The sequence below is a fragment of the Shewanella sp. S1-49-MNA-CIBAN-0167 genome (genome assembly GCF_040310145.1).
Taxonomy (GTDB): Bacteria; Pseudomonadota; Gammaproteobacteria; order Enterobacterales; family Shewanellaceae; genus Shewanella; species Shewanella psychromarinicola.
On the sequence record NZ_JBEOPO010000008.1, the window covers coordinates 17,621 to 31,164 of the forward strand.

Consider the following 13,544-nt stretch of genomic DNA (forward strand, 5'->3'; position numbering starts at 1 on the left):
AAGTGACAAATTACGTTTAAAAAACGCATATTATTTTTACATTTTTTATTTTTGATTAAAAAATGACTTACTAGCCGTGTAAAAGAGGGATTAACTTGAAAATCTTGTCTCAACCCTCTATATATGGAATCAATTTTCTTTTTCTCGAGACTTTTTGGCGCAAATAAAACTATGGGTAAATCGCTAGTTATTGTCGAATCGCCGGCTAAAGCCAAGACAATTAATAAATATCTTGGTAAAGACTTCATCGTGAAGTCGAGTGTAGGTCATATCCGTGACTTACCAACTTCGTCTACTTCTGACGGTACAACTGCGACTAAAACCGCTGCAGAAGTTAGAAAATTACCTCCTGAAGAAAAAGCTCAATATAAGCTGATCAGAGACAAACAAGCGCTTGTGGCGCGAATGGGTGTGAATCCCGATAAAGGCTGGGCAGCCAAATATCAAATATTGCCTGGCAAAGAAAAAGTCGTTAAAGACCTAAAAGCGTTAGCAGAAACTGCTGATAAAATCTATCTCGCAACGGATTTGGACCGTGAAGGTGAAGCCATTGCCTGGCATTTACAGGAAATTATTGGTGGTGACGCTTCACGGTATCAGCGGGTTGTGTTTAACGAAATTACTAAAACTGCGATTCAAGATGCGTTTAGTAAACCGACTGTGCTTGATACCAATATGGTCAATGCCCAGCAAGCGCGTCGCTTTTTAGACCGTGTTGTCGGCTTTATGGTGTCACCATTATTATGGAAAAAAGTCGCTCGTGGTTTATCTGCGGGACGTGTTCAATCGGTTGCTGTTCGCCTTGTAGTCGAGCGAGAAGGTGAAATTAAAGCGTTTGTTCCAGAAGAGTTTTGGGATATCCATGCTGAGTTAAATACCCCTACCGCAGCTAGCTTAAAAATGCAGGTGATGAAATATCAATCTGCTGCATTTGAGCCGATTAGTAAAGCGCAAGCGCAAGTGGCGGTTGATGCACTAGGTGATGCAACGTTTGTTGTTACTGCCCGTGAAGATAAAGCCACTTCAAGCAAGCCTTCAGCACCTTATATCACCTCTACATTGCAGCAAGCTGCCAGTACTCGTCTTAGTTTTGGTGTGAAGAAAACCATGATGATGGCTCAGCGCTTGTATGAAGCGGGTCATATTACCTATATGCGTACCGATTCAACTAATTTGAGTAAAGAAGCGGTTGAAAACTTACGTGAAATGATTGGTTCTGAGTTTGGTGACAAGTATTTACCTGCAGAACCTATTCGTTATGGTAGTAAAGAGGGCGCTCAAGAGGCGCATGAGGCTATTAGACCGTCAAACGTGGCTGTGCAGTCAGCATCTTTAACCGATATGGAAAGAGACGCTCAGCGTTTGTATGAGCTTATTTGGCGTCAATTCGTGTCTTGTCAAATGACACCGGCACAATATGATGCGACACGTTTAACGGTAACCGCGGGTGATTACGAATTAAAAGCCAGTGGCCGTACCTTACGCTTTGATGGTTGGACTCGGGTTCAACCGCAGATGGGTAAGAAAAACGAAGAAGACAAAACGCTGCCAGTGGTTGAAAAAGGTGACAAGTTAGTGCTTGAAACCCTGTCGCCAAAACAGCATTTTACTAAGCCAGCGCCTCGATATAGCGAAGCCTCTTTAGTTAAAGAGCTTGAAAAACGAGGTATTGGTCGTCCATCGACGTATGCGACGATTATTTCAACCATTCAGGATCGTGGTTATGTCAAAGTTGATAATCGCCGTTTCTTTGCTGAAAAAATGGGTGAGATTGTTAGCGAACGCTTAGTGGGCAGTTTCAAAGAGTTAATGAGTTACGATTTTACCGCCAGTATGGAGCAGACATTAGATGATGTTGCTCAAGGTAAACTGGACTGGAAAAAAGTACTCGATGGGTTTTATGGCGACTTTACCAAGCAATTATTGTTGGCCGAGTTAGATCCAGATGAAGGCGGCATGCGCCCCAATGAAATGGTACTGACAGACGACATTAAGTGTCCAACCTGTGGCCGTGCAATGGGGATCAGAACGGGTTCAACAGGGGTCTTCCTAGGTTGTTCTGGTTATGAGTTACCGCCGAAAGAACGTTGTAAGACTACGCTTAACTTAACCCCAGGTGAAGAAGCGGTTAGTGACAATGAAGATGCTGAAACTGAAGCGCTACGAGCTAAACATCGTTGTGGGAAGTGTGGCACAGCGATGGACAGTTATCTCATTGACGAGACCCGTAAATTACATGTCTGTGGTAATAACCCGTCATGTGATGGCTACGAAGTGGAAGCCGGACAATTTAAGATTAAAGGTTATGAAGGTCCGATCATTGAATGCGATCGCTGCAGCAATAATATGGAACTTAAAAACGGTCGATTTGGTAAGTATTTTGGTTGTACCAATACGGAGTGTAAGAACACCCGTAAGTTGCTGAGAAGCGGCGAAGCGGCGCCACCAAAAGAAGACCCAATTTTTCTACCTGAATTAAAATGTACTAAATCCGATGCCCATTTTGTGCTTCGTGATGGTGCTGCTGGAATATTTTTAGCGGCGAGTACTTTCCCTAAATCCCGTGAAACACGTGCGCCTCTAGTGGAAGAGTTAGTTCAGTATCGTGATTTGTTATGGCCTAAATATCAGTATCTTGCTGACGCACCAGTGGAAGATGATGAAGGTAACAAAGCCTCGGTTAAATTTAGCCGTAAGACGAAGGAGCAGCATGTTGCTACTGAAGTTGATGGCAAAGCGACCGGCTGGTCTTCTAAATTTATAAACGGTAAATGGGTCAGTGAATCAGCTAAGAAAAAAGCTAAGAAATAACCTTTAGCTTTAGTTGCTTCATCACTCTATTCATTAGCGCTACCCGATTGGGTAGCGTTTTTGTTTGTGCAACAAATGGATTTATTATTGTTTCTATAGCGAATAGGTTCGTGGGCATATTTATGTAGACTATGACAAACGAACAAACGAACAAACGAATTAAAGATAATCAGACACAAAAAAGCACTGATAATTATCAGTGCTTTTTTAGTGGTAAATTATTGCGAATTACCTCGGTGTTAAGCCGATATACCGCAATTTATTTGGCACTGTTTTGTGCTGCTTGAATGGCGGTTAATGCAATAGTGTAAACAATATCATCGACTAATGCGCCACGTGATAAATCGTTAACCGGTTTACGCATACCTTGAAGCATCGGACCGATACTGATTAAATCAGCACTACGCTGTACTGCTTTGTATGTTGTGTTACCCGTATTTAAGTCTGGGAATACAAATACGGTCGCTTTACCCGCAACTGGGCTGTTAGGCGCTTTAGATTGAGCGACGTTAGGCATAACGGCTGCATCGTATTGCAACGGACCATCGATGATTAAATCGGGACGTTTTTCTTTGGCAATTCGAGTGGCTTCACGCACTTTATCAACACCCAACCCGGTGCCAGAGGTACCTGTTGAGTAACTGATCATCGCGACACGAGGTTCAATCCCAAAGGCTTTAGCTGATTCCGCTGACTGAATCGCGATTTCGGCTAACTGCTCAGGATTTGGATCTGGATTAATGGCACAATCACCATACACGAGTACTTGATCTGGCATCAGCATAAAGAAAATCGACGATACCAAGCTAGAACCTGGTGCGGTTTTAATTAATTGCAGTGGTGGGCGAATAGTTTGTGCAGTAGTATGAACCGCACCAGACACAATACCATCAACTTCATCTTGTGCCAGCATCATGGTTCCAAGCACCATGTTGTCTTCTAGTTGCTCTCGGGCTACCACTTCTGTTAATCCTTTGCTGCGACGTAATTCGAGCATAGGTTCAACATATTTGTCACGCACACTAACAGGCTCAATGATCTCGATGCCTTCACCTAAAATGACATCTTGTTGTAATGCGACACGCAAGATCTCTTCACGGTTACCTAATAATACGCAACGAGCAATACCACGTTCTGCACAAATAGCTGCCGCTTTAACGGTTCTCGGTTCTTCACCTTCGGGTAGCACGATGGTTTTACGTGCTGCACGGGCCAGTTCGGTTAACTTATAACGGAATGCTGGCGGTGATAAACGGTGTTCTCGAGGAGAGTCTTGAGTGATGCTTTCAATCCAAGTTTGGTCGATATGGCCTGCAACGTATTCTTGTACTTTGTCAACGCGAACCGCATCATCCACAGGCACTTCATGGTCAAAACGTTGGATATTGAGTGACGTTTCCCATGTGTTTGATTCAATTAAGAACACTGGCAAGCCGGTTTCAAATGCTTGCTCACACAACTTCATAATTTCTGGCTCAGGCTGGTAGCCACCAGTAAGCAATAGTGCGCCAATTTTAACGCCGTTCATCGCCGCTAAACAAGCTGATGCGATGACGTCAGAGCGATCACCTGAAGTCACTAAAAGTGAATTGGTTTTGATGTGAGTAACCAAGTTTGGAAGACTGCGAGCACAAAATGTAACCCGGCGCATACGGCGAGTATTCATTTCACCGGCATTAATGATTTTAGCATTTAAGTGTTTTGCTAAATCAGATGCGCGCGGTGCAATTAACTCTAAATTGTATGGCACTCTACCTAAAATGCGCAGTGGACTTTTACTGGGTAGTTGGAACATGTCCGCGCTATCAGTGGCGTTAATTTGCTTATTAACAAACACTTCAGATAAATCAGGACGAGTACGACCTTCATTATCAACTGGCGCACCAATTTTATTAATGATGGCGCCAATTATGCGCTTGTTTTTTTGTCCGCCCCAAGAGTTATAGGTGATTTCTAATCGATTCATTAACCCATTAGGCGTATCAACCCCTGGTGTTGCGATGAAAATAACATCAGCATCTAGTGCTTTAGCTATTTCGTAGTTAATGTCATCAGCAAAAGGGTGGCTACGTGTCGGCACCAAGCCTTCAACGACTAAGATTTCAGTATTGCTGGCGCATTCTGCAGTGCGGGCAATAATTTGTTCCATTAAGACATCAACTTGCTCTGTGCGGATTAAGGCTTCAGCGTGTTCCATTGAAAATGGCTCTAACGGATTGACCGTTGGTGAGGTACTTAAAATGGTGGTTGAACGTTCAGGACCTGTATCACCCGAGCGGATCTGTGCAATAGGTTTAAAGAATTGTACTTTAACGCCTTTACGTTCTAGGGCGCGAACCATACCTAAGCTAAGTGATGTTAATCCTACTCCAATACCGATTGGAATAAGTAAAATATTACGAGACATAACGACCTCTTGTGTGCGTATTGTTCATGTTAATTAACCGAGTATAAGACCGAATAGGGGCTTATTTAGCTGTGACCAACTTGATTGCATCTTCAGCAATGACCCACTCTTCATTTGTCGGTATGACCATGGCAATAGGGCTGCCTTCTTTGGTAATGATACCTTGTTGGCCAAAACGAGCCGCTGTATTCAAGTCGTCGTCGACTTTGAAGTTAAATATTTCTAATAAATTAAGAACTCTTTCGCGAATAAGTTTTGAGTTCTCGCCAATGCCACCGGTAAAGATAATGGCGTCTAAACGGCCTAGTGGCACAGTGTAAGAGGCGATATATTTAGCTAAACGGTAACAGAAAATATCTAGGGCTAACGTGGCCCCTTTATGGTTGTCATGATAACCTTCTTCAATACCACGACAATCATTGGTCAATTCTGAAATACCGAGCAAACCACTTTGCTTATTCAGCAGGTTATTAACTTCATCAATGGTATAATTAAGTTGATTAACGAGATGAAAAATAATCGATGGATCTAAATCACCACAACGTGTGCCCATGACTAACCCTTCTAGTGGGGTTAAGCCCATAGACGTGTCAACACTTATGCCGCCTTTAATGGCTGTTACCGATGCGCCATTGCCTAAATGTGCACAAATAACGTTGATGTCTTTTGTGTCTTTGCCTAATACTTTGGCCGCCTCGCGACAGACATATAAATTACTCGTACCGTGCATGCCATAACGGCGAATACTATGTTCACGATACAATTTGTAAGGTAGGGCATAAATATAAGCTTTTTCCGGCATGGTTTGGTGAAATGCGGTATCAAATACAGTCACTTGTGGCAAGTTAGGAAAAGACGCTATTGCAGCACGAATACCAATTAAATGCGCCGGATTATGCAGTGGAGCTAACGACGCACAATCTTCAATACCTTGAATGACTTCAGGGGTAACAATAACAGAGCGGGTAAACTTTTCACCACCATGGACGATACGGTGGCCAACGGCTTTAATTTTAGCCGCAAGTTCTGGGTGTTCTGCCAAGATGTTATTAACGATAAATTCTACCGCTTCGCGATGTGCAGTAAAGGCACCTAAACTGGCTTCATGTTTGTTGCCATTAAATTTCCACTTAATGCGTGAATCTTCTAAACCAAAACATTCTGCTAGACCAGAAATTTTATCATCGCCTGATTGAGCATCAATGATGGCAAATTTTAATGATGAGCTACCGCAGTTGAGCACGAGTACTAATTTGTCTGACATGTTAACGCCTTTTAAGTCAATGAAACTAAATGAAAAAGGAAAATTCCATTTTGATTAAGGTTTATGATCATTCATAAACGCCATACTTCGCTGTTCTTGTTGTGATTTGCGACTGTAAGTTAAATCATTATAGTGGCAAATCGGCCAGTGCATTTTGGGCATGACACTGTATTATGTTATCGTTATACTCATGTCCTAAGCTGTAAAGGTAGCCGTATATTGAACATGAATTTGGTTAAATTACTTGGTGACGGTCAACGTTATATGAAGACCTGGCCAATGGTTAGGCAACTTGGGTTTTATTTCCCAGAGTACCGTGTCGTCAAAGCGACTCAATTAGCTATTATCGCAATGCCGATATTGGCATTGGTGGTTGCGGCCAGCCAACTCTATGTATTGGGCTGGGATTATTTACCGCAAGCATTAACGATGTTACTGTTTTTTATCAGCCTGCCATTACAAGGCTTATTATGGTTAGGTTGGCGAGCACGCCATCCATTGCCTTTATCGTTATTCGATTGGAGCAATCAACTCAGTTCAACATTGACTGAGATGGGTATCTATTGCCAACCATTAGGCTCGACAGCCTGTTATTCAGATATGGCAGCCATTTTGAAACTGGCTTTTGAACGCTTAGATCAAAGTTATTGGGATGAACTGTAATCGCTCTTTTTTATAAGTCACTGCTAATTTAAGTCTATTTTTTTTATTGTGACTAAAATGTCGCGTTAATGTCTCGATCTAAAAATACCTGCTGAATTTTCTGCATAGTTTCGGTACTCGGCGGTGAAACATCTGCCATGGTGTATGTTTCGCCAAAGGCTTGCCATTTATGCTGCCCTAAAGGGTGATACGGCAATAACTCAACTTTTTCAACGTTATTCATTGGTTTAATGAACTCAGCTAATGCAATGGCTGACTCAAGGTCTTCTGTAAATCCGGCGACGACCACGTAACGGATCCAGGTTTTGATATTTCGTTTAGCAAGATATTGGGCAAATTGTAGTGTTCGATGGTTACTGACTTTTGTCAGCTCGATGTGCTTGGTATCGTCCATTTGTTTGATATCAAGTAATACTAAGTCTGTATTGTCGAGCAACTCATCAATCACAGGTTCATATTTACGCACAAAACCGTTGGTGTCTAAACAGGTGTGTACCCCTTCAGTTTTACAGGCTTTAAATAATTCACTCACAAATTGAGCTTGTAAAATAGCCTCACCACCACTAGCAGTAATACCCCCACCACTGGCTTCTAAAAATGGTTTATAAGCAATGACTTGGTCCATTATTTCAGCAACAGAAGTTTCTTTGCCGCCGTCCAAATCCCACGTATCACGATTATGGCAATATTGGCAGCGCATAAGGCACCCCTGCATAAAAGCGATATAGCGGATCCCCGGACCGTCAACGGTTCCGAATGATTCAACTGAATGTATGCGACCTAACGTCATTGTTGTTCCTTAAATGTCTATAAAAAAGGCTGTATCGATAAGAAATCACCCATCGATACAGCCAATTTTAGCAGAGACTACATACTTTTTGTAAATGTACGAGTGATAACATCTTGCTGCTGCTCTGGGGTGAGCGCATTAAAGCGAACAGCATAACCCGATACACGTATGGTTAATTGTGGATATTTATCCGGATTAACAATAGCATCTTCTAACATTTCACGGTTCATCACGTTAACGTTTAAGTGTTGGCCACCTTCACGATTTGGCTTGCTTAAGAAGTAGCCATCCATCAGTGACGCTAAGTTAGTACGACGACCCGTATCATCTTTACCTAATGCATTTGGCACGATAGAGAAAGTATAAGAAACACCATCTTGTGCGTGGGCAAATGGCAGTTTAGCAACCGATGTTAATGAAGCAATTGCACCATTTTCATCACGGCCATGCATTGGGTTTGCACCTGGAGCAAATGGCGCACCAGCACGACGACCGTCAGGAGTGTTACCGGTTTTCTTACCATAAACCACGTTTGAAGTAATGGTTAAGATTGATTGTGTTGGGATCGCATTACGATACATTGTTTTAGTGCGAATTTTCGCCATAAAACGTTCAACTAAATCGCAAGCCATGTCATCAACACGAGGATCATTATTACCAAATTTTGGATAATCACCTTGAATATCAAAATCAACCGCAATACCATCTTCGTCGCGGATAGGCTTAACTTGAGCGTACTTAATCGCTGACAATGAATCGGCGGCAATCGATAAACCGGCAATACCACAGGCCATTGTGCGGCGCACATCACGGTCATGTAATGCCATCAACGCTGACTCATAAGAGTATTTGTCATGCATAAAGTGAATCGCGTTAAGTGCAGACACATATTGTGTTGCAAGCCAGTCCATTGAGCTGTCAAAACGTGACATTACATCATCAAAATCAAGTATTTCGGCAGTGATTTTGTCAGATTTTGGCGCGATTTGGGTTTTAAGTTTTTCGTCAACACCACCGTTAATGGCATATAACATGGTTTTGGCTAAGTTAGCGCGAGCACCGAAAAACTGCATATCTTCACCCAAAATCATTGGGCTAACACAACAGGCGATGGCGTAATCATCCGACCCAAAGTCTGGGCGCATTAAATCATCGTTTTCATATTGAATTGAACTGGTATCAATAGACACTTTGGCACAGTAGCTTTTAAAACCTTGTGGTAATTGTGTTGACCATAACACGGTAATGTTTGGCTCAGGGCTTGCGCCCATGTTGTATAAGGTATGTAAGAAGCGGAAACTAGATTTGGTGACCAGTGGGCGACCATCAAGACCCATACCCGCGATAGATTCAGTGGCCCAAATTGGATCGCCAGAGAATAATTCATCGTATTCAGGTGTACGTAAGAAACGAACCATACGCAATTTCATTACGAAATGGTCAACCATTTCCTGGGCTTGCTGCTCATTAAGAACACCATTTTTAATGTCACGCTCAATGTAGGCATCAATGAAAGTTGAGGTACGACCGAGTGACATTGCTGCGCCATTTTGACTTTTTACTGCAGCAAGGTAACCAAAGTAAGTCCATTGGATCGCTTCTTTGGCATTTTGAGCCGGTGCAGAAATATCACAACCGTATTTGGCCGCCATAACTTTCATTTGGCCTAAAGCACGATGTTGCTCAGCAATTTCTTCACGTAATTGGATCACACTTGATAAATCTTCGCCGGCTTCAAACTGCGCTTGCAGTGAACTGAATTGGGCAAACTTATCTTGCATTAGGAAATCAATACCGTACAAAGCAATGCGGCGGTAATCACCGATAATACGACCACGACCATAAGCATCAGGTAAACCGGTTAATACGCCTGATTTACGACAAGCCATAATTTCAGGGGTATAAACATCAAACACACCTTGGTTATGGGTTTTACGTAATTCAGAATAAACGTAATTAACATCTTTGTTGAGTTCACGGCCATAAGCTTTACATGAACCTTCAACCATGCGAATACCGCCATTAGGCAACATCGAACGTTTTAGCGGTTTTTCTGTTTGTAAACCAACGATGGTTTCTAGATCTTTATTGATATAACCAGCATCATGAGACGTGATAGTCGAGACCACCTCAGTATCGAAATCGACAGGAGCATGAGTTTGGTTCTCAATTTTGATGCCTTCCATTACTTTGTCCCACAAAGTTAATGTTGCAGCAGTTGCACCAGCTAAGAATGATTCGTCACCCTCATATGGTGTGTAATTTTGTTGAATAAAGTCACGTACGTTAACTTCTGTTTTCCAATCGCCAGCTACGAAACCTTCCCACGCGTTGGCAAATAGTTCGGTTTTATCTGTCATTTATTTAACCCTCTGGTTGATTTTCTACGGGCATCATCTCAAATAGTACAAGGTGATGTTATCCGTAAGTGTTTACATTCTGTCGTCTAGGCACATTCGCTAGATTGAGCCGTTAACATGTTCTGCGACATTGGTGTCAGAAATGTTCCGCCTGACTTTTGTAATGACGCTAATCGATATTGTTTCAGCTAATGCATAATTGGTAAGACCATTTATCCATGCTTAATAATAACACAGCTGATTAACCATATCGGTAAAATTGATATTTAAATATTAAAAGTGCTAGCTGCCTAACAAATCTATCTAAAATTAAGAGTAGAACATAGAATTGTCGGCAAATATAAAAGCGAAACCCTTGTCAATCTCGCCTTTATATTTGTGGTATTGCTGAGCATGACGGGATTATAAGAACCCTGGTATCCCTTCGATCATGCCTACTGCTAACATGGCCGCTAAACAAATAATAAATGCAAGACTCGGGATGACGATGCGGTCGGCAAATGATAAGGTTTTAGGACGCTCTTTATCACCAATTAAGCCATTATTATCAAGCAGCATAGTCAATGCCCAAGCTAATACTGGATTGGCAACAAATGAAGCAAAAATACAGATACCTGCAGCTTGGCTACTCGTGGTGTCTTTAACCATCTGTAAACCTGCTTCAAGTAACGGTAGGAATACACCCACTAGCAGTGCAATCGCCATTACAGGGCGCCATACGGTTATATCCATAGGGTAACCCATGATTGCAACGACAATACACATGATACCGAGTAAAATTGCTCCAGCAGGAATAGGGCGTTTGGCAATGGCGGCAGGGATCATGTAAGTTCCCCAAGAAGAGGTAATGTTACCGCCTCCGACTGCGGTGCCAACGATCTGTCTGACTGAACAAGTCGCCATGGTGTCATCGACATCCATCAGTACCTTTTCAGCCCCTTTTGGATAATTTAATTCTTGGAAAATACGATGACCAAGGAAATCAGGCGACCACATGGCAACAGCAAGAATGGCGAACGGTAATGATGCAATAAAATGCGCCATATTAGGTAAACCTAACTGCCAACCTTGATCAGTTGAGCCCCACCAATAAACAGGATTGAGATTGGGAATGCCAGGAGCTGTGGTAAATTGCAGATCTAAGCCCGCGCCGAGACCAAATGACAATGCGACAGCCGCAATAGAACACAAAGGAATGGCTAACCAACGTTTACCGTATTTAGCTAATGCGGCATAGATAATCACGTTGACTAATAATATGGCAAATGCGACATAACCGAGTGAGTAGTCAAGGCTATGCTTAGCTTGAAGTCCTCCTGCCCAAGTAAATAACGATCCTATCTGACTTTTTGCTCCCATAAACCCTAGGAACACTAATAAGCCGCCAGCCACACCGCTACTGGTGAGGTTAACCAGTTTAGAGCCACCTTTGAAATAACTTAACAACAAGCCAAATATACCAATGAGAATTGCCAATGCTAAGGGATGGGCGCCGGCGAGTGCGATGGTACCAATTAACGGGATCATCGGCCCATGGTTGCCACCGAGATTGGCTCTTGGATTAATAAAACCAGAGCTAATGATACAAAATAGTAGTGCTGGTATTAGCATTTCTACACGGACTATTTGGATAGCAAATTCTGCCCCAAGACTCACGTGGTCCCATTTATCACTTAAGCCTGCAGCCCAAGCAGCCATTACTGCTGAATACATCACAGTAATCCCAATTGTTCCTGCGATGGCTGGGACTAAGTCTTCCCATTCAAAGCGAAAATCACGCCCAGGAAGATTGAGTCTCCAGCGTCTTGGCTTCATTATTTTGAGTTCGTTTTCTAAATAGGCATCGCGACTTTCAAATTCGCTCGCGGGGCGATGAAGCTCGCTATAGCTAGCTTCTTGAGCTTTTTTTTCTGAATTGCTGACAGTTTCTGACATAATTTCTCATTCTCCGAAAAGAACAGGTTAGTCCATCAAATGATGAAGTTTGAGTGTGTTCCTTTGAAGTGACGGCGATGTCTATGAGAGCAGCTTGCCAGCGAGCCTATAGTGGCTCTTATCACTTTGTTCAGCTGCAATACCTTTATCGCGAGGCATTACAGTGACGTCCTTATTTCGGCCTTGCTTTGGTCATACCAATTTACCTCATTGATTTTAGCATAGCGATGAGGTTGCATCACTCAGGTTTCAAGAAAGTTACTGTTTTGTTTGCTGGAAGTGAGAGCTGGTTAACAAGTTGATGGCAAAGTTAGAACGGAAAATTGGCATAATAGTCAGCTATTCCAGCAAGACAGCCTTTAAAATATTAATCCAAATCAATAATATTGATACATAGTATCAGTCTGGTTCAATTCTGCTTAATTGTTGATGGCGGTATCCTGAGGTTGCCTAAAGAAAAAGGTATTTGCAGGCGTCACCATCTTGATCATGATTATAAATATAGAACATTTCAGTGCAAAAGGCGCCATGGCTGCAACCGCAATCTATGTTAACTGCAGATGTTGCCATTCTAATTCTCATTGTAATTGTAATTGTATTGAGAATAGGTAAATCAGTATTCCCTAAGAGGGCAAAGTATTGATAAACCAGCACCGCAATCTAAAGAATGGCATTAAGACGATAACGGTGCCATTGAGCCACGATAAATGGCATGTTTCATTGGTGCAAGAAGTTGAATGTAAGACGGCAACATAGCGACTGTCTCCGGTTGTTGCTTCGGCATTAATCGTTAATATTGTTGTCGGCTAAAATAGTGTATTGGTTAACATTCCTAAGTTGCTAAAGACGTCATCAAAAAAAATAACCAAATTTGAGTCCAGTTGAGCCGCAAAAAGCAGGGCTCAAACCGCGAGTACAAAACGAAAGATCGTCTCCATCCTCTTTACGGGGAAATCTCCCAGAACGCTTTGGGATCGCCAACCAAGTATCTTACTATGGCTAAGGCCAGTGATATCGTGGTGTTTGATAATTTGAATGTCAAAGGGATACAGGCGTTTTATGGCCCTATGGTTAATGATAAGTGATGGGAATGATCACAAATATTACCCAGTCACACTAAATAGCGGTATTTACTGTGTTTGTAAACACAAGCATAAGCTTGATTTATCAGCGCGTTCATTTGCTGGTAATAAGTGCGGCTTTGAGTCATGCAGAGGTCTATCGGCAGCTCAATCCGCTGCGGCTCAGTCCTTAGCAATAACAGGTGAAAATGATTTAATAGCGGTTGAGGAATCGTTAGGCTAACACCCCAAT

7 protein-coding genes are annotated in these 13,544 nt (G+C 42.4%); 2 read left to right on the plus strand and 5 right to left on the minus strand.

Annotated features, from left to right (window positions below):
• Positions 1–171 precede the first annotated feature (171 nt).
• Positions 172–2,811 (plus strand): type I DNA topoisomerase, encoded by a 2,640-nt coding sequence (topA, locus tag AAEZ00_RS05245; protein WP_124011795.1) that lies wholly within the window; start codon positions 172–174, stop codon positions 2,809–2,811.
• Positions 2,812–3,070: 259 nt separating this feature from the next.
• Here the strand turns inward: topA and pta are convergent, their stop codons facing one another.
• Both pta and ackA read right to left on the minus strand, forming a co-directional pair.
• Positions 3,071–5,218 carry a phosphate acetyltransferase gene (gene pta / locus AAEZ00_RS05250; protein WP_101032150.1) on the minus strand — a complete coding sequence of 716 codons (2,148 nt, stop codon included), beginning with the start codon at positions 5,216–5,218 and terminating at the stop codon, positions 3,071–3,073.
• Positions 5,219–5,279: 61 nt separating this feature from the next.
• Entirely contained in the window at positions 5,280–6,482 is a 1,203-nt protein-coding gene (gene ackA, locus AAEZ00_RS05255) for an acetate kinase (RefSeq protein WP_101032149.1), read from the minus strand.
• 225 nt (positions 6,483–6,707) lie between these two features.
• Between ackA and yfbV the strand changes: the two genes are divergently transcribed.
• A complete protein-coding gene (gene yfbV / locus AAEZ00_RS05260) occupies positions 6,708–7,145 on the plus strand; it encodes a terminus macrodomain insulation protein YfbV (protein WP_198554811.1) in 438 nt (145 codons plus the stop codon).
• Between the two features lie 52 nt (positions 7,146–7,197).
• Here the strand turns inward: yfbV and pflA are convergent, their stop codons facing one another.
• The 3 genes from pflA to AAEZ00_RS05275 form a co-directional block, all read right to left on the minus strand.
• Positions 7,198–7,935, minus strand: a complete 738-nt coding sequence (gene pflA, locus AAEZ00_RS05265) for a pyruvate formate lyase 1-activating protein (RefSeq protein ID WP_351075206.1) — start codon at positions 7,933–7,935, stop codon at positions 7,198–7,200.
• 77 nt (positions 7,936–8,012) lie between these two features.
• A complete protein-coding gene (gene pflB, locus AAEZ00_RS05270; protein ID WP_351088415.1) occupies positions 8,013–10,295 on the minus strand; it encodes a formate C-acetyltransferase in 2,283 nt (760 codons plus the stop codon).
• A 402-nt stretch (positions 10,296–10,697) separates the two neighbouring features.
• Entirely contained in the window at positions 10,698–12,230 is a 1,533-nt protein-coding gene (locus AAEZ00_RS05275; RefSeq protein ID WP_351088416.1) for a DUF3360 family protein, read from the minus strand.
• Positions 12,231–13,544: the final 1,314 nt, after the last annotated feature.